The organism is Burkholderia crassaminum (assembly GCF_964265005.1).
Classification (GTDB): domain Bacteria; phylum Pseudomonadota; class Gammaproteobacteria; order Burkholderiales; family Burkholderiaceae; genus Burkholderia.
In genome coordinates this window covers 3,209,366-3,226,961 of sequence record NZ_OZ183800.1, presented here as the reverse complement: position 1 = coordinate 3,226,961, position 17,596 = coordinate 3,209,366, and the positions used below count along the sequence as shown (strand labels likewise).

The window sequence follows — 17,596 nt, the reverse complement described above, 5'->3', positions numbered from 1 at the left end:
CCGTCGAACTTTTTCATCTTCAGCAGGAGAGCGTCATGCAAAAGCGCATGCTTGGTAAGAGCGGCCTCGAAGTCTCGGCAATCGGGCTTGGCTGCATGGGATTGAGTTACGGCTACGGCCCCGCGACCGACAAGGCGAGCGGCATCGCATTGATCCGCAGCGCGTTCGAGCGCGGCGTGACGTTCTTCGACACGGCGGAAGCGTATGGCCCGTTCGCCAACGAGGAACTGGTCGGCGAGGCGCTGGCGCCGTTTCGCGACCAGGTCGTGATCGCGACCAAGTTCGGTTTCGAGGACGGCCTGCCGATGAAGGGCGTCGACAGCCGGCCGGCGCATATCCGTGATGTGGCCGACGCGGCGCTGAAGCGGCTGAAGGTCGATCGCATCGACCTGTTCTACCAGCATCGCGTCGATCCGAGCGTGCCGATCGAAGACGTGGCCGGCACGGTCAAGGACCTGATCCGCGAAGGCAAGGTCGCGCACTTCGGGCTGTCGGAAGCCGGTGAGCAGACGATCCGCCGCGCTCATGCGGTGCAGCCGGTCGCCGCGCTGCAAAGCGAGTATTCGCTGTGGTGGCGCGAGCCGGAGGCCCGGATCCTGCCGACGCTCGAGGAGCTCGGGATCGGCTTCGTGCCGTTCAGCCCGCTCGGGAAAGGCTTCCTGACCGGCGCGATCGATGCGAACACGACGTTTGCGGAGAACGATTTTCGCAACCTCGTGCCGCGCTTTTCCGAGGACAACCGCAAGGCCAATGCGGGCCTCGTCGACCTGCTCGGCCGCATCGCGACCGATAAAGGCGCGACGCGCGCGCAGATCGCGCTGGCCTGGCTGCTGGCCCGCAAGCCGTGGATCGTGCCGATTCCGGGCACGACGAAGCTGCACCGGCTCGACGAGAACGTGGGCGCGGCCGCTGTCGTGCTGACGGCTGACGATCTCGCCGCGATCGAGACCGCGCTGCAGCAGGTCACGATCGTTGGTGAGCGCTATCCCGCGCAATTCCAGCAGCGCATCGATCGCTGATTGGGCGGCGGGTGGCGGGCATCCGCCATCCGCCATCCGGCATCCACCATCCACCATCCGGCATCCGGCATCCGGCATCCGGCATCCGGCATCCGGCATCGGGCATTGGGCATCGGGCATCAGGCATCAGGCATCAGGCATCAGGCATAAGGCATCCGGCATCAGGCATCAGGCGCGAGGCACCCGGCACGAGGCACCCGGCACGAGGCACCCGGCACGAGGCACCCGGCACGAGGCACCCGGCACGAGGCACCCGGCACGAGGCACCCAGCACGAGGCACCCAGCACGAGGCACCCAGCACGAGGCCCCCGGCTTCCGGCAGCAGACACCAGGCATCCGGCGCGAGGCATCCGGCAGCGGCGAGCGAGCAGTGTCCTGCAGCGCGCTCGCGCTTTGGTCAGGCGTATCAGGGACAATCTTCACGTCGCCTTAAGTTTGCGTTTCCTAGAATCGATTTGATCGTCGCTCTTCCTGCGACGGACCGATTCGTCCAGGAGGATGCGCATGAACCGGAGCCGTGTCGCCGTAGCCCTGTCCCACGTCGCCTTCGGCATGTCGAAGCCGCAGGCGCAGCCGGTCGAGGCCCGCCGATGATCTGGCCGAACGCATGGCGTGTTTCCGCACTGTTCGTGCGCGAGTGGGTCGGGCGTCCGGCCGCGGTGGGCGCGTTGTGCCCGAGTTCGCGGCAGCTGGCGCGCGAGATGGCCGACGCGGTGCCGGACGGCGACGGGCTGGTCGTCGAACTCGGCGGCGGTACCGGCGCGATCACCGCGGCCTTGCTCGAGCGCGGCGTCGCGCCGCGGCGGCTCGTCGTGGTCGAGCGTTCGCCGGCTTTCGTCCAGCATCTGCGGCGCCGCTTTCCGGGCATCTCGATCGTGTCAGGCGACGCGCGGCAGCTCGAGCGCCTGCTGCCGCCCGAGGCGCGCGTCGACGCGATCGTGTCGTGCCTGCCGCTGCGCACGCTGCCGCGTGAGGACGTGACGGCGATCATCGGCCAGTGCCATCGCGTGCTGTCGGCCGACGGCGTGATGATCCAGTTCACGTACGACCTGCGGCCACCCCGCCGTCATCCGCTGGGCGATTCGGCATTTGTTGCCTGCGGCAGCCGGATCGTCTGGGCAAACATTCCGCCTGCGCGCATCGTGACCGTGCGCAGCATCGCCGCCGAACACGCGGAATGACGCCGCTGCGCGCGCGGCGCCCGAGCGTGGCGCCGCGCCGCATCCTTTCATATTTCCTTCTAATCCTTCCAATCACCATTCATATTGCCGTCACATCAGGTTCCTAACATCGCCTTTCATTTCGAAAGCATCAACGGCGGGGAGAACCGGCAACATGAATCGAATCAAAACGGCGGCGCTGCTGTGTGCGGGCGCCTTTGCACTTGCCGGATGCGGCAGCGACGACGGCCCGACCAGCACGTCGCCCACCCAGCCGCCCGTTCAGACGGCCGCGCGCAACGTGATCTTCTTCCTCGGCGACGGCATGGGGATCACGACGCTGACGGCCGCACGCATCTACGGCGTCGGTGAAGACGGCGCGCTCACGATCGACACGCTGCCGGAAACCGCGTTCGTGAAGACCTATTCCAACGATGCGCAGGTGACGGACAGCGCGCCGTCGATGTCGGCATACATGACCGGCGTGAAGACCAACAACGAAGTGATCTCGATGTCGCCCGACACGAAGGCGATCGAGCCGACCGCGAGCCTGACCGGCAACTGCGGCGCGAACAACGGCAAATCGGCGACGACGCTGCTCGAGATCGCGAAGGCGAAGGGCTGGGCGACGGGCGTCGTGACGACCACGCGCGTCACGCACGCCACACCCGCCGCGACCTATGCGCACGTGTGCCATCGCGACGCCGAGAACGACATCGCGGCGCAGCTCGTGCCGGGCGGCGCGGGCTACAACGGCGCGCTGGGCGACGGCGTCGACGTCGTGCTCGGCGGCGGCACGCAATTCTTCGTGCCGAAGGACGGCGGCGGCAAGCGCACCGACGGGCGCAACCTGGTCAACGAGCTGAAGGCCAAAGGCTATGCGTTCGCGCAGAACCGCGACGACCTGCTGGCCGCGGATGCGACGAAGAACGGCAAGCTGGTCGGCCTGTTCTCGTCGAGCCACATGAGCTACGACCTCGATCGCGGCGCGACGAAGGAGCCGAGCCTCACCGACATGGCGACGCGCGCGCTCGACGTGCTGCAGAAGAACCCGAACGGCTATTTCCTGATGGTCGAAGGCGGCCGGATCGATCACGCGCTGCACGACACCAATGCGAAGCGCGCGCTGCAGGACACGGTCGCGTTCGACAACGCGATCAAGGCAACGATCGACAAGGTGCGCAAGACCGATCCCGACCTGAAGAACACGCTGATCGTCGTCACGGCCGACCACGACCACACGCTGGTGCTGAACGGCTATGCGGCGCGCACCGGCAAGACCGAGGCGGGCAAGCCCGGCGTGCTGGGCGTGCTGCGCAGCTACCAGACGGGTGCGGTCGCGAAAGACGCGGACGGCGCGCCGTACACGATCATCGGCTTCGGCAACGGCGAGAACCGCGTGCAGGGCAGCCGCGCGGGCACCGCGCTCACCGACGCGGTGACGGGCGCCGACGATTATCGCCAGGAGGCGGTCGTGCGGATGGACAAGGGCAACGAGACGCACGGCGGCACCGATGTGTTCCTCGGTGCGATCGGCCGCGGCGCGGATGCGTTCCACGGCGTGATCGAGAACAACAAGGTCTTCGAGCTGGTGCGCAACGCGGTGCAGCTGTGAGCGCCGACCATACGGGTACAGGGGAATACAGGATGTCGACCATCAAGTGCATCGCGGCGGCGCTGGCCGTCGCGGGTTTCGCGTGCGGCGCGGCGCAGGCCGCCGGCCAGGCGAAGAACGTGATTTTCTTTCTCGGCGACGGCATGGGGCCGACGACCGTGACGGCGAGCCGGATCTACAAGGTCGGTGAGTCGGGACAACTGACGATGGAGAAGCTGGCGCGCACCGCGCGCATCAAGACCTTCTCGAACGACGCGCAGACCACCGACAGCGCACCGTCGATGGCCGCGTACATGACCGGCGTGAAGATGAACAACGAAGTGCTGTCGATGTCGTCCGACACGCGCGCGGTCGCGCCGGGCAGCGACGCGAACGGCAACAAGACGGTCAACAACTGCGCGCCGGGCAACGGCCAGCCGGTCGCGACGCTGCTGGAGCTGGCGAAGGCGCGCGGCAAGGCGGTCGGCGCGATCACGACGACCGAGCTCACGCACGCGACGCCTGCCGCGACTTATTCGCACATCTGCCATCGCGATGCGCAGTACGACATCGCCGCGCAGGCGTCGCCGGGCGGCGCGGGCTACAACGCGGCGCTGGGCGACGGCGTCGATGTGCTGATGGGCGGCGGCCGCAACCACTGGACGCCGTTCGATCCGGTGGCCAACAAGCGCGGCCGCGCGGACGGGCGCAACCTGCTCAACGAGATGAAGGCGAAGGGCTACACGGTCGTCGCCACGAAGGATCAGCTCGCGCAGGCCGGCAACGGCAAACTGGTCGGTTTGTTCAGTTCGACGAGCCATCTCGAGTACGAGCTGGACCGCGTCGCGGGCAAGGGCGAAGGCCCGTCGCAGCCGAGCCTTGCCGACATGACGTCGAAGGCGATCGACGTGCTGTCGAAGAATTCGAACGGCTACTTCCTGATGGTCGAAGGCGGCCGGATCGACCACGCGCTGCACGGCACCAACGCGAAGCGCGCGCTCGAGGACACGGCGGCATTCGACGAAGCGATCCGCGTCGCGCTGTCGAAGGTCGACCTGTCGAACACGCTGATCGTCGTGACGGCCGACCACGACCACACGATGACGATCAACGGCTATTCGAAGCGCGGCAACCCGATTCTCGACATCAGCCGCAACTATCGCGACGGCCAGCCGAGCAAGGACGCCGACGGCAATACCTACACGACGCTGGTGTTCGGCAATGGCGCGAACCGGCCGAACGTGCGCACGTCGGTCGATTCGGCCACCGCGACGAACGAGGCGTATCTGCAGGAAGTCGGCGTGCGGATGGGCAGCGCGGGTTCGGAAACGCACGGCGGCGGCGACGTGATGCTGTTCGCCGACGGCGCGGATGCGAAGGCGTTCAAAGGCACGATCGACAACACGAAGGTGTTCGGTCTCGTGCGCTCGGCGTTCGGTTTCTGAGGCTGGTGATTAGCACGATGAACGGGAACGCTCGATGAAACGTCAGATCCTCTGTGCGCTCGCTTGCGGGATGGCTGCACTGCCGGCTTTTGCAGCGGCGGACCTCGACGCCGTGCTGCTGCACGAGAGCCGCACGGTGACGGCCGACGGCGTGACGCGCACGACGCTGTATCGCGAACGGATGGTGCGGCGCGACGGGCACGTGTGGGTCGAACGCGTGCTGCCCGCCGCGGCGGCCGGCGGCGGTCATGGTGACGATCACGATCATGACCACGACGCGGGCCGCCGCGCCGGCGTGCAGCCGGCCGCCGCCCACGCGGGCCACAAGCATTTCAACTTCCAGGCGGCCGCGCGGCACGTGACTTACGACGGCAAGACGGCGCGCATCGAGTACGTGGATGCGGCGAACCGGACGGTCGTCAGCGTTCCGCCGGCCGAGTACGAAACCACCGGTTTCGACGGCTCGTGGGACAACGCGTATTACGTGACGCCGCCGTCGCAACTGAAGCGGCTCGCGGTCGCGAAGCGCGGCGACGCGCCCGGCACGCGCTTGTACGAGCAGGCGGTCGACACGCCCGGCGCGCGCGGCGTGAACCGGATCCTGTGGAGCGAGACGCTGCAGGCGCCGCTGTCGGTCGAGTACCGGAGTGCCGACGGCCGCGTCGTGCGCAAGCTGACGTTGACGCAGGCGCCGGCCGCGCGGCGCGAGCCGTTGCCGTGGACGACGCTCGCCAGCTACACGCGCAAGGAATACGCCGACTATCTGGATTGACCGGCGGGCGGCCACGCTCGACCGATCACGCAACGGCTTCTGTCGCCCGGTCGATCGTACGATTCGTACGCGGGGTTTGCGGTCAGGCCGGCCGGTATCGCAATCGCGATACGGCCGGGCGCTGGCCGCTTTTTTCTTTTTCCGACGTCGTGTTGCCCGGCAGGGGATGCCGACGATTCGCTAGAGCTGCGCGCCGTCCGGCACACGTGCCGCAGGTCGCGACGCGACCCGCTTGATGAGGCGGTCGAGCGGCGTCGCATAACCGCGCGCAATCGCTGCGCTCAACGCGGCCGACAGCGCCAGATACGCGACGAGCAACCCGAGCTTGCCGTCGCCGTGCATGCCCGACGGCGGCCAGAACGTGCGCAGCGCGCCGAGCACGATCAGGTGGAACAGGTACAGCTCGTAGCTCAGCGTGCCGGCCCGGCGCAACGGCGCGAGCAGGCGGCCCTGCGCGCGCGTGCCGTTGACGTGCGCGCCGATCAGCAGCACGGCCGTGCCGAGCGCCATCGCCGTGACGCCGGCGACGTGGCTTTCCGCGATCGGCCAGGCCAGGTAAAGCACGGCCATCGCCGCTGCGACGGGCCACAGCACGAGCGGCGCGGCAAGCCGCTGCCAGCTTTTGCGTTCGGCCAGCAACGCGGTGCAGCAGCCGATCGCGATCCCGTCGAACGACGCAAAGTACGCATAGAGGAACCCGCCTTCGTCGCCGGCGTGCGTGAAGCGGTACACGGGCCCGATCGCGGCGACGATCACCCAGAACGCGACCAGCCGTGCATCGCGGCGCAGCGCGATGCACAGCAGCGGAAACGACAGGTAGAACACCTCTTCGACCGACAGCGACCACAGCACGCCGAGCGCGTAGTTGACCCACCCGTATGCGCCGATCAGCACGTTCATCCAGAACGTCAGCGACGCGAGATTCACGAGCCAGAACGACACCGCGATGCCCTCCGGTGCATGGTTCTGGAAGATCGGCACGCCGGCTGCCGCGAGGCCGTTGACGAGCGCGAGCAGCAGGAGCAGGCACGGCACGATGCGCGCGACGCGCGACACGTAGAACGCGCGCACGTCGATCGCGCCGAGGTTGCCCCAGCGGTGCCGCGCATTCGACGTGATCAGGTAGCCAGAGATCACGAAGAACATCGTCACGCCGTAGTTGCCGTTACGCGCCACCGCATGCACCGCATCCCAGCCGAATATGCGCGCGAGCGACGTGTCGCGCAGCGAGTAAGGGATGTTGAAGTGATGCAGCAGGACGAGCACGATCGACACGCCGCGCAGCAGGTCGATCCGCGCGTTGCGCGGGCCGGCGCTCATTGCGGCCCGCCCGCTTCGGCGAGGGCCGGCAGCGTCGCCAGGAACGTGTCGCGTGCGCGCAGGCCGGCGTTCGGCGTCTGCCGCTGGTCGTCCTGAATCAGGTACGCGAACACGAGCTTGCGCGGCCCTTTGGCCGCCCAGCCGACGAACCAGCCGTACGCGTGCGACGCATCGTATTTGCGCCCCGGCGACCCGGTGCCCGTCTTGCCGTGCACGATCCAGCCGCCGGGCTGCGTGTCGATCAGCGTGATGCGCTCGGTCATGTCGTACGCGTGCGCGCTGACGGGCAGCGTCCGGTTCGCGATCTTGCGCATGAAGCCGACCTGTTCGAGCGGCGAGATGCGCAGCGACGCGTTGACCCATGCGCCCATCACGCCGTTCAGTTCACCCTGCTGGCTGGTCGCGTCCGCGTTGCCATAGCCGAACGCGGTCGTGTACTGCTGAAAGCGCGCCTGCCCGAGCGCCTGCGTGACCTGCTGCGAGTACCAGAACACCGACAACTTCATCCATCGCGCCGGATCGGTCGGCTCGCGCCACGGCGCGCCGCCCCAGTCGGGGTAGCCGGCGTGGAAGTCGAGCGTCGGGGTGTGCTCGTCCTTCAGGACGCCCGCATCGAAGCCCATCAGGCTGATGGCGACCTTGAACGTCGACGCCGGCGTCACGCGGGTCGCGCAGTCGCCCTGCTGCACGAGCACCTGGCCGGTGGCGGCGTCGGCGACGACGGTGCAGATCGGGCGGGCATGGGAAGTCGTGGTGGCCAAAAGGCCGGCGGCGAAGGTGAACAGTGCGCGGCGCCAGTGCTTCAAGTGACACTCCTTGGGGATGGGCAGCAGACGCACGGCGAAGGCGAAAGGCTGCAGGCCGTGCGCAATGAAGGCGACGGCCGGCATCGAGGATGGCGGGGATGGCGGCCGTTGCGCAGGCCCACAGTGTATCGACGGATCGTCGTCCGTTGACCTGTTACGGTTGACGGGGCAATCGCGCGCCCGTTACCCGTTCCGGCGGCATCGGCCGGTCACGCGTGGCGGCGCGCATGAAAAAACCCGCCGGCAGGCTTGCGCTTGCGGGCGGGCGAAGACACCTCGGGCCGACCGGCGCGGGTGTCGCGTGAAGAACGGAGAACCGGGTTGCGTCAGAACTTGTGGCGCAGCGCGACGCGCACGGCCACCTGGTTCGACGTCGACGACGGCGCGTCGGTACCGGGGATGAACGCGTTGTCGAGGATCGAGTTCGTCTTGTCGCCGGCGATGTGCTGGTACGCGGCCTGCACGTACACGTCGGTGCGCTTCGACAGGTTGTAGTCGGCCATCAGCCCGGCCGAGTGGATCTTCGGCTTCGCGTTGCCGGTCGATGCGTCGTACTTCTCGAGCGACAGCACGTACTGCGCGCCCACCATGAACGCCGGCGTGATCTGGTACGAACCGTTCAGCTCGAAGTTCTGGTACTTGATCGCGCTGACCGTCGCGCCCGGGGCGATGATCGCGCCCGGCGTGCCGAGGTAGCCGTTGCCGGTCGGGTTCTTGTAGTTCGAGTTCGTGTACGCGAAGCCGACCGTCGCCTGGCCGAACGTGTAGTTGATGCCCGCGCCGAACACGCGCATGCGCTCGGCGATGTAGCTCGCGTCGTTCGCGGTGATCGCGCCGGCCGAGCCGTCGCCAGGATGGTTCGCCTGCAGGTACGCGGCGCCGATCAGCAGCCCGTTGTTCTGGTATTGCGCGCCGAAGCTGTACGCGCGGTTGTCCGAGAAGTTCGTGCTGTTGCTGAAGCTGTATGCGCCGCCGAACGTGAAGCCGCCGAAGTTCGGGCTCGCGTACTTCACCGTGTTGTCGAGGCGGAACGAGTTGTCGGTGTTGTCGTTGTCGAACGGGTGCGCGAGCAGGTAACCGCCCCAGTTGCCGTTGGCGGTGGTCGGTGCGAGATAGTCGACGACGGAGTCGTACTGGCGGCCGAACGTCAGCGTGCCGTACTGCGCCTGGCTCAGGCCGACGTACGCCTGGCGGCCGAACATGCGGCCGCCCTGGTTGAGCCGGCCGGTGTTCACGTCGAAGCCGTTCTCGAGCTGGAAGATCGCCTTCATGCCGCCGCCGAGATCCTCGCTGCCCTTCAGGCCCCAGCGGCTGCCTTGCGCGTAGCCGCTCGCCATCTCGTAGACGTGGCCGGTGCCGACGTTGTTCGTGTAGTTCAGGCCTTCGTCGATCACGCCGTACAGCGTGACGCTGCTTTGCGCGAACACGGGGGCTGCGAAGGTTGCCGTTACGGCGAGCGCCGTCAGGGTCTTTTTCATTGAGATCTCCGGGATGTCCAGCTTGTATCGGTTGTCGTGAGCGCGTCCGGCGAGGCGCGCCCCGTCATCCGGGGCGACCTGGCGCAGCGCGCGCGGCGCCGGAAGCGCGCAATGCGCGGCGGCGCGGCGACCGGCTGTGCCGGGTCGTGTCTCCTCCGTTGACACCGCGCATTCTTCCCAAGCCGAAAAGGATCCGAAAGCGAGTAATTTCGATGGATGGGATCGGGTTCGCCAATGGGGTCGCGACAGGCCGTTTCGACAGTCGAAACGGGGTGCGTTGCACCACGGTTCATGGCCGGGCGCGCAACGGCCGAACGGGGGGGCGATACCGCCCGCGTGGGGCCGTGCGAGGGCGCGTCAAATCGGCTGAGAGGCCCGTCCGGCGGGCTTGGCAGGGTGTTCGGCGATCGATTGACGCTGCCGATTGCAATGATCGGAATTACTCGTTTCCCTAAACATATTGGCGGCTGAAACATGCAGACTGACCGGACGTGGCTGGATGCACGATTCGCCGGTCGCCGCGCATGCCGCGACGCACAAACAACAGATTCGATTTGGAGACGACCCACCATGCAGATTCGACGACTGAAAACGGTCCTTCTCGCCGCCGCGGCGATCCTGTCCGCGCCGGCGGCCCACGCGGCCGGCGGCGCGTGCGCCGACGGCAAGACGGTCCATTTCGCGGGCATCACGTGGGAGAGCGGGTCGTTTGCGACCGAAGTGCTGCGGCAGATCATGGAGAAGGGCTACGGCTGCAAGACGGACGTCGTGCCGGGCAGCACGGCCGCGACCGAAACGGCGCTCGCGCGCAACGACCTGCAGATCTGGGCCGAGCAGTGGACGGGCCGCAGCGAGATCACCGCGAAGGCGGTCGCGTCGGGCGCCGTGAAGCTGATCGGCGACACGCTGCCGGGCGGCACGACCGAAGGCTGGTTCGTGCCCGACTACGTGGTGAAGGGCGATCCGGCGCGCAACATCAAGCCGGTCGCGCCCGGGCTCGTATCGGTCGACGATCTGCCGAAGTTCAAGCAGGTGTTCGCCGACGAGGAGGAACCGGACAAGGGCCGCTTCCTGAACTGCCCGACGGGCTGGGACTGCGAGCGCGTGAACACGCGCCTGCTCAAGGTGCTGAAGCTCGACCAGTCGTACACGAACTTCCATCCGGGCACCGGCGCGGCGCTCGATGCGGCGATCGCGTCCGCGTACCAGCGCGGCGCGCCGATCGTGTTCTATTACTGGGGCCCGGCCGCGCTGATGGCGAAATACAAGTTCACGGCGCTGAAGATGCCGGCCTATAACGAAGCATGCTGGAAGACGTTGCGCGACGAGAGCAGCACGCACCAGTGCGCGTCGTCGTACATGGTGTCGCGGCTGACGGTGGGTGTGTCGAAGCCGTTCGCCGATGCGAATCCCGATCTCGTCGGCGTATTCGGCAAGGTGCGTTTTCCGATGGACTTCCTGAACCAGACGATCCTCGAGATGACGACGAAGAAGATCGACGGCGCGGCGATGGCCACGCAGTTCCTGAAGACCCGCCAGGACATGTGGAAGCAGTGGGTGCCGGCCGACGTCGCGCAGAAGATCGCCGGCAGCCTGAAGGGCGCGTAACCTGCGCGCGGCGGCGGGCCCGCGCCCGCCGCCGCCGTCACGCGCCTTCGCGGCGCGACGGAGAATCAACATGAACGGCTTCTTTCTGCACCTGTCGATCGCCGACTGGGTGAACAGCGCGCTCGAGACGTTCGTCGCGCAATACGGCGACAGCTTCCATCATTTCAGCGTGCTCGTATTGCGCTACCTGCTCGTGCCGCTCGAAGGCGCGCTGCGCGTGGCGCCACCGTGGCTCGTGCTGCTGGTCGTCGGCGCGATCGCGTGGAATGCGACGCGCCGTATCGGCCTCGGCGTGCTCTTCATGCTGCTGCTTTACGCGATCGGCTGCTTCGGCCTGTGGGACAAGCTGATGCAGACGCTCGCGCTGATGCTCGTCTCGACGGTGCTGTCGGTCGCGATCGGCGTGCCGGTCGGCATCCTCGCCTCGCGCAGCGCGTGGCTGCGGCGGATGCTGCTGCCCGTGCTCGACGTGATGCAGACGCTGCCGAGCTTCGTGTACCTGATCCCGGTGCTGATGCTGTTCGGGCTCGGCAAGGTGCCCGCGATTCTCGCGACGATCATCTATGCGCTGCCGCCGCTGATCCGCCTGACCGATCTCGGCATCCGCCAGGTCGATCCGGACGTGACGGAAGCCGCGCGTGCGTTCGGCACGACGCGCTGGCAGCTGCTCGTCAACGTGCAGCTGCCGCTCGCGCGGCCGAGCATCATGGCCGGCATCAACCAGACGACGATGATGGCGCTGTCGATGGTCGTGATCGCGTCGATGATCGGCTCGCGCGGGCTCGGCGAGGACGTGCTCGCGGGCATCCAGACGCTCGACGTCGGCAAGGGCACGCAGGCCGGCCTCGCGATCGTGATCCTCGCGATCGTGATCGACCGGATCAGCCAGGGCTTCGGCCAGGAGCAACGTGCGCGCCGCCGGCTCGCGCAGCAGCGCCGGCAGAAGGGCGCGTCGCGCGTGCCGTACCGGCTGCCGCGCAAGGCGCAGTCGGCGGGCGTCGATTCGAATCAGGCGACGCAATCGTCGCGCGCATAGGAACGGAGACAGACATGGCGACCATCGACGTCAAACACGTGTACAAGCTGTTCGGGCCGCAAGCCGCGCATGCGCGCGTGCTCGACCTGCTGCGCTCGGGCAAGCGCAAGGCCGACGTGCTGGCCGAAACGGGCTGCAACGTCGGGCTCAACGACGTGAGCCTCGGCATCGAGTCGGGCGAGATCTTCGTGATCATGGGGCTGTCGGGTTCCGGAAAATCGACGCTCGTGCGGCACTTCAACCGGTTGATCGAACCAACGGCCGGCGAGATCGTGATCGACGGCAGCGACGTGATCAAACTCGATGCGCACGGGCTGCGCGAACTGCGCCGCTTCAAGGTCAGCATGGTGTTCCAGAACTTCGGGCTGCTGCCGCACCAGACCGTGCTCGACAACGCCGCGTATGCGCTGCGCACGCGCGGCGAGAAGCGGCACGATGCGGCCGAGGCTGCGCGCAACTGGCTGACGAAGGTCGGGCTCGACGGGTATGGCGATCATTATCCGGACGAGCTGTCGGGCGGGATGCGGCAGCGTGTCGGGCTGGCGCGCGCGCTGGCGGCCGATACCGACGTGCTGCTGATGGACGAAGCGTTCTCCGCGCTCGATCCGCTGATCCGCACCGAGATGCAGGATCAGCTGCTCGAATTGCAGGCGACGCTTGCGAAGACGATCGTGTTCATCACGCACGATCTCGACGAAGCGCTGCGCATCGGCGACCGGATCGCGATCCTGCGCGACGGCACGCTCGTGCAGGTCGGCACGCCGGACGACATCCTGTCGCGTCCGGCGGACGATTACGTGAAGCGGTTCGTCGAGAAGCGCTCGAGCGTGAACTGACGCGCGTCACTCCGCCCGGGCCGCGTACCGCGTTCACCGCGCGCGGTGCGCGGCCGTCGTCAGCACGATCTTGCCGACGTGCACGCCCGAGTCGATCAGCACGTGCGCGCCGCGCGCGTCGTCGAGCGGGAAGGTGCGGAACACCTGCGGCTTGACCGTACCCGCCGCGACGTGCGGCCACAGGTGCCGTTCGAGTTCGGCGATGAGCGCGCCCTTTTCCTCCGGCGTGCGCGAGCGCAGCGTCGAACCGATGTGCGTGAGGCGCTTGGTCATCATCGGCCACACGTCGAGTTCCTTCGCCGGCCCGTTCAGCGCGCTGACCTGCAGAATCCGCCCGTTCATTGCCGCGGCCCGGTAATTGCGCGCGACGTAGTCGCCCGCGATGATGTCGAGGATCACGTCCACGCCCTTGCCGGCGGTGATCCTGTCGACTTCGGCGACGAAATCCTGTTCGCGGTAGTTGATCGCGTGATCCGCGCCGAGTTGCAGGCTCGCGGCGCGATGCGCTTCCGAGCCGACCGTCGTGATGATGGTCGATGCGCCCATTGCCTTCGCGATCATCGTCGCGGTGGTGCCGATGCCCGACGCGCCGCCGTGGATCAGCACCGATTCGCCCGCCTGCAGCCGCCCGCGCTGAATCAGGTTCAGCCAGACCGTCAGGAACGTTTCCGGCATCGCGGCGGCTTCGATCATGTCGAGTCCAGGGGGCAGCTTCATCGTCGTGAGGTGATGGGCGACCGCGTATTCCGCATAGCCGCCGCCCGTCACCAGCGCGCTGACCCGGTCGCCCGGCGCGAAGCCGTGCACGGCTTCGCCGGTCGCAACGACTTCGCCCGCGATTTCCAGGCCCGGGATGTCGGACGCGCCGGGCGGCGGGTTGTACAGCCCCTTGCGTTGCAGCACGTCCGGGCCGTTCACGCCGGCGGCGTGAACCCGGATCAGCACTTCGTCGGCCTTCGGCCGCGGCACGGGGCGACGTGCGGTCGCCAGGACGTCGGGGCCGCCGGGGCGGGTGATTTCGACTGCCGCCATGTCGGCGGGAACGGGGGAGAGCGTATCGGACATGTTTGCCTCTAAAAGACAGGTGAGTGGTCGGTGAAAAAAGTATAGGCTTGGGCGTTGATGAATTCGCGCAGCGATTTTCACGACCACAGATGCAAATTTGCATCACACCGGAGAAGGCGCTTGAACTGGGACGACGCACGGATTTTTCTCGCGATCCACCGGGAACGCAGCCTGCGCGGCGCCGCGCGGGCGGTCGGGCTCGATCAGGCGACGGTCGGCAGGCGGCTCGCGGCACTCGAGCGCGCGCTCGGCGCGACGCTGTTCCTGCGCACGTCGGCCGGGTACGTGCCGACCGCGGTGGGCGAGGTCGCGCTGCGCAACGTGGAGAAGATGGAGCAGTCGGCGATCGATCTGGTGCGGCAGACCCAGGGCGTCGACCGGCGCCTCGCGGGCGACGTGCGCGTGACGACGACCGATACGATCGGGCTCGAATTCGTGATGCGCGCGATGCGCGACCTGCACGACGAGCATCCGGACGTGCGCGTGCTGCTCAACACGTCGACGCAGGTGGAGAACCTGGCCAAGCGCGAGGCGGACATCGCGATCCGCACGATCAAGCCCGACAATCCCGATCTGCTCACGCGTCGGCTCGCCGCGTGGCCGACGGGGTTGTACGCGTCAGAGGAATACCTGGCGCGGCATGGCGAACCGGTGCCCGGCACCGGCTTCGAAGGGCATGACCTTGTGTGCTTCCTGCCGCACCTGAATGCGCGCAGCCCGCTCACGGTGGTCGGCGAGCCGGTGCGCGCGGGGCGGATCGTGTCGGGGCTGAATTCGAATCTCATGCTGCGCGCGGCGGCGCGCGCCGGGCTCGGGCTCGCCGAACTCCCGGTGCCGATCGCGGAGCGCGACGCGCTGGTGCGCGTGTGGCCGACGCGTACGTCGGCGCGGCCTTACGAAGTCTGGATGGTGACGCACAAGGATTTGCGGCATACCGCGCGGATGAGCGCGATGATCGATCACATCGTGCGGGTGTTTGGCGATGTGCCGGTGCAGGGCGGGGCGGGGGATTGAGGCGGGGACGGCGACCGGATCGCGATCCTGCTCGGCGGTACGCCGGACGATATTCCGTCGCGGCCGGCCGACGATGATGTGAGGCGGTTCGTGGAGAGGCGCACGAGTGTGAACCGGGCCGGCGGTGGTGTGTTGCGAGGCGACACTACTTGCCGGCCGTGGTCGACGTGACGACCGATATGTCGGTCAGCCGCACGCCGTACGGGCCGACCAGTTCCTTGACGCGGACGATGCCCGACGTGCTTGCGTCAGGCAGATCCAGATCACGGTTGCACACCGAGACCGGCGCATCGAGGCCGGCGTCCATGAAGGTGACCTCGCGCCGGCAACCCTTCGGACCAGACTCGTCCAGTGCGAATCTGGCTTCGAAGGAGCGGGGCGAATGCGCGGTCATCCTGACCAGCGCGAAGAGCGTGAAGTTGCCGAACATCATGCCCAGGCCGCCGAACATGAAAAGGCAGAAAAGGAGCTCCTTGAGGCCGCCCGCCTTTCGAAGGTCTGACGTGACGATGACGGCAAGCAGCGCGAAGGCAATGGCGAATCCGGCGACGACAGCCGAGGAACCGGGCCAGTCCGCGGGGTAGCAGCGCTCCGTCGCAAACAGGCCGACGAACATGATGACGAGTGGCGCGAGAATCAGAGAGAGAAAGGTGATTGCGTGCCATCTCTTCATTTCTTTTTTTTGTGTCGCCATTGAATCGGGAACCTGTCGCGCGAGGAGGAAGACCTCGTGAATTATGAACGACTTTCGACAGGCCCCCTTGGCGACCACTCAGTGCGCGACGGGCTCCCGTTCGCCTGTCCGCGCGCCAGTCGTCTCGCCGCGCCGCGCCTCCGCCAGAATCAGATCCGCGCCTTTCTCCGCGACCATCATCGTCGGCGCATTGATGTTGCCCGACGTGATGTTCGGGAACACCGACGCATCGACGATCCGCAGCGCCTGCAGCCCATGCACGCGCAGCGACGCATCGACCACTGACGTCGCCGCGTCCGATCCCATCGCGCACGAGCCGCACAGGTGGTAGATCGAACCCGACTGCTCGCGGAAATACTGCAGCATCGCTTCGTCGGAGTCGATCTGCGGCCCCGGCGAGATTTCCTCGACGGTCATCGACTTCAGCGCCGGCGCGCGCATCAGCGCACGAATCACCTTGCTGCCCTGCACGGCTTCGTCGAGATCCTTCTGCGTGGTGAGCGCGTTGATGTGGATCTTCGCGGCATCTTCCACGCGGTTCGACGCGATCTCGATCGTGCCGCGGCTCGTCGGCCGGCACGGGTTGAATGCGATCAGGAATCCGGAGTAAGGCTCGGGCTTGATGCTCGCGCGGTCGCTCTTCGGGATCCGGTACGACAGCGGGTTGAAGTAGAGCTGGATGTTCGGTTCCTGCGTATCGGCCGTACCACGGAAGAAGCCGCCCGCCTGGTTCACGCTCATCGCGAGCGGGCCGCGTTTCGTCAGCAGGTAGCGCAGCCCGATCTTCATCTTGCCGAGCAGCGTGCCCATCTCGTCGTTCAGCGTCGGCCGGTTCGCCTTGAAGTAGAAGCTCACGCACAGGTGGTCCTGCAGGTTGCGGCCGACGGCCGACAGCGCATGCACGAGCGGCACGCGGTGGCGCGCGAGCAGCGCCGGATCGCCGACGCCCGACAGTTGCAGCAGCTTTGGGGTGTCGACCGCGCCGGCCGCGAGGATCACCTCGCGCGCGGCGACGAGCGTTTCGTCGCCTTGCTCGCCCGCGACGACCACGCCGGTCGCGCGCGTGCCGTCGAACGTCACGCGCCGTACGAGCACGCCCGAGCGCAGCGTGAGGTTCGCGCGACCCAGCGCGGGACGCAGGTACGCGAAGCTGCTGGAACAGCGTTCGCCGTGCTTCGTGTTCAGGTCGTAGATGCCCGCGCCTTCGAACTGCGCGCCGTTGAAGTCATCGGTGCGCGGCAGGTTCAGTTGGCCGCAGCCCTTCAGGAACTCATGGACGATCGGATGCACATCGGCCTTCATCGACGTGATGTGGATCGGCCCCGTCGCGCCGTGATGCTGCGGATCGGTCGCACCGGCCGCGTGGGTTTCGAGCTTGCGGAAGTACGGGAGCACGTCGTCGTAAGCCCAGCCCGGATTGCCGGCGGCCGCCCAGTCGTCGTAGTCGCTGCGCTGGCCGCGCACGTAGACCATCGCGTTGATCGAGCCCGACCCGCCGACCACCTTGCCGCGCGGACAGTAAAGCGTGCGATCGGCGAGCTGCGCTTCGGGCTCGCTGTAGTACATCCAGTTGTAGCGGCGGTTGTAGTAGGTCTTCGTGAAGCCGACCGGCACCTTGAACCAGAACGACGCGTCGCGTTCGCCCGCTTCGAGCAGCAGCACCGAGTGCCGGCCCGATTCGCTCAGGCGGTTCGCGAGGATGCAGCCGGCCGAGCCCGCGCCGACGATGATGTAGTCGTAGCTCATGT

Annotated in this window: 15 protein-coding genes; 9 read left to right on the top strand and 6 right to left on the bottom strand. The window is 67.3% G+C overall.

Annotated features, from left to right (window positions below; genetic code table 11):
• Positions 1–35 precede the first annotated feature (35 nt).
• The 5 genes from ACPTTF_RS31515 to ACPTTF_RS31495 all read left to right on the top strand — a co-directional run bounded on the left by ACPTTF_RS31515 (position 36) and on the right by ACPTTF_RS31495 (position 5,991).
• Positions 36–1,019 carry an aldo/keto reductase gene (locus ACPTTF_RS31515; RefSeq protein WP_423369585.1) on the top strand — a complete coding sequence of 328 codons (984 nt, stop codon included), beginning with the start codon at positions 36–38 and terminating at the stop codon, positions 1,017–1,019.
• 591 nt (positions 1,020–1,610) lie between these two features.
• Positions 1,611–2,201, top strand: coding sequence for a class I SAM-dependent methyltransferase (locus tag ACPTTF_RS31510; protein WP_166955277.1), 591 nt, complete (start codon positions 1,611–1,613; stop codon positions 2,199–2,201).
• Between the two features lie 154 nt (positions 2,202–2,355).
• Positions 2,356–3,795 (top strand): alkaline phosphatase, encoded by a 1,440-nt coding sequence (locus tag ACPTTF_RS31505; protein WP_423369584.1) that lies wholly within the window; start codon positions 2,356–2,358, stop codon positions 3,793–3,795.
• Positions 3,796–3,827: 32 nt separating this feature from the next.
• Positions 3,828–5,219 (top strand): alkaline phosphatase, encoded by a 1,392-nt coding sequence (locus ACPTTF_RS31500; RefSeq protein WP_423369583.1) that lies wholly within the window; start codon positions 3,828–3,830, stop codon positions 5,217–5,219.
• A 34-nt stretch (positions 5,220–5,253) separates the two neighbouring features.
• Entirely contained in the window at positions 5,254–5,991 is a 738-nt protein-coding gene (locus ACPTTF_RS31495) for a hypothetical protein (protein ID WP_423369582.1), read from the top strand.
• 180 nt (positions 5,992–6,171) lie between these two features.
• Here ACPTTF_RS31495 and ACPTTF_RS31490 read toward each other — a convergent pair whose 3' ends face one another.
• From ACPTTF_RS31490 to ACPTTF_RS31480, 3 genes are all read right to left on the bottom strand, one after another.
• Positions 6,172–7,311, bottom strand: coding sequence for an acyltransferase family protein (locus ACPTTF_RS31490; protein ID WP_423369581.1), 1,140 nt, complete (start codon positions 7,309–7,311; stop codon positions 6,172–6,174).
• A complete protein-coding gene (gene blaOXA / locus ACPTTF_RS31485; protein ID WP_423369580.1) occupies positions 7,308–8,117 on the bottom strand; it encodes an OXA-1043 family class D beta-lactamase in 810 nt (269 codons plus the stop codon). The genes ACPTTF_RS31490 and blaOXA overlap by 4 nt, the downstream gene beginning before the upstream one ends.
• Before the next feature lie 326 nt (positions 8,118–8,443).
• On the bottom strand, positions 8,444–9,595 hold the full coding sequence (locus ACPTTF_RS31480) for a porin (RefSeq protein WP_423369579.1): 1,152 nt from the start codon (positions 9,593–9,595) through the stop codon (positions 8,444–8,446).
• Between the two features lie 570 nt (positions 9,596–10,165).
• On the opposite strand from ACPTTF_RS31480, the gene ACPTTF_RS31475 reads away from it, so the two are divergent.
• From ACPTTF_RS31475 to ACPTTF_RS31465, 3 genes are all read left to right on the top strand, one after another.
• Positions 10,166–11,203, top strand: a complete 1,038-nt coding sequence (locus ACPTTF_RS31475) for an ABC transporter substrate-binding protein (protein WP_423369578.1) — start codon at positions 10,166–10,168, stop codon at positions 11,201–11,203.
• Positions 11,204–11,273: 70 nt separating this feature from the next.
• The gene (locus ACPTTF_RS31470; RefSeq protein WP_423369577.1) at positions 11,274–12,239 is read left to right on the top strand and encodes an ABC transporter permease; all 966 of its coding nucleotides are present in this window, start codon (positions 11,274–11,276) and stop codon (positions 12,237–12,239) included.
• A gap of 14 nt (positions 12,240–12,253) precedes the next feature.
• On the top strand, positions 12,254–13,075 hold the full coding sequence (locus ACPTTF_RS31465) for a quaternary amine ABC transporter ATP-binding protein (protein WP_423369576.1): 822 nt from the start codon (positions 12,254–12,256) through the stop codon (positions 13,073–13,075).
• Positions 13,076–13,108: 33 nt separating this feature from the next.
• On the opposite strand, the gene ACPTTF_RS31460 is transcribed toward ACPTTF_RS31465, so the two are convergent.
• Positions 13,109–14,140 (bottom strand): NAD(P)H-quinone oxidoreductase, encoded by a 1,032-nt coding sequence (locus ACPTTF_RS31460; RefSeq protein ID WP_423369575.1) that lies wholly within the window; start codon positions 14,138–14,140, stop codon positions 13,109–13,111.
• A gap of 120 nt (positions 14,141–14,260) precedes the next feature.
• Between ACPTTF_RS31460 and ACPTTF_RS31455 the strand changes: the two genes are divergently transcribed.
• Positions 14,261–15,154, top strand: coding sequence for a LysR family transcriptional regulator (locus tag ACPTTF_RS31455; protein WP_423369574.1), 894 nt, complete (start codon positions 14,261–14,263; stop codon positions 15,152–15,154).
• A gap of 145 nt (positions 15,155–15,299) precedes the next feature.
• On the opposite strand, the gene ACPTTF_RS31450 is transcribed toward ACPTTF_RS31455, so the two are convergent.
• Positions 15,300–15,848 (bottom strand): hypothetical protein, encoded by a 549-nt coding sequence (locus ACPTTF_RS31450; protein WP_423369573.1) that lies wholly within the window; start codon positions 15,846–15,848, stop codon positions 15,300–15,302.
• A 78-nt stretch (positions 15,849–15,926) separates the two neighbouring features.
• Positions 15,927–17,594: a GMC family oxidoreductase gene (locus ACPTTF_RS31445; protein WP_423369572.1), complete on the bottom strand. Its 1,668-nt coding sequence runs from the start codon at positions 17,592–17,594 to the stop codon at positions 15,927–15,929.
• Positions 17,595–17,596: the final 2 nt, after the last annotated feature.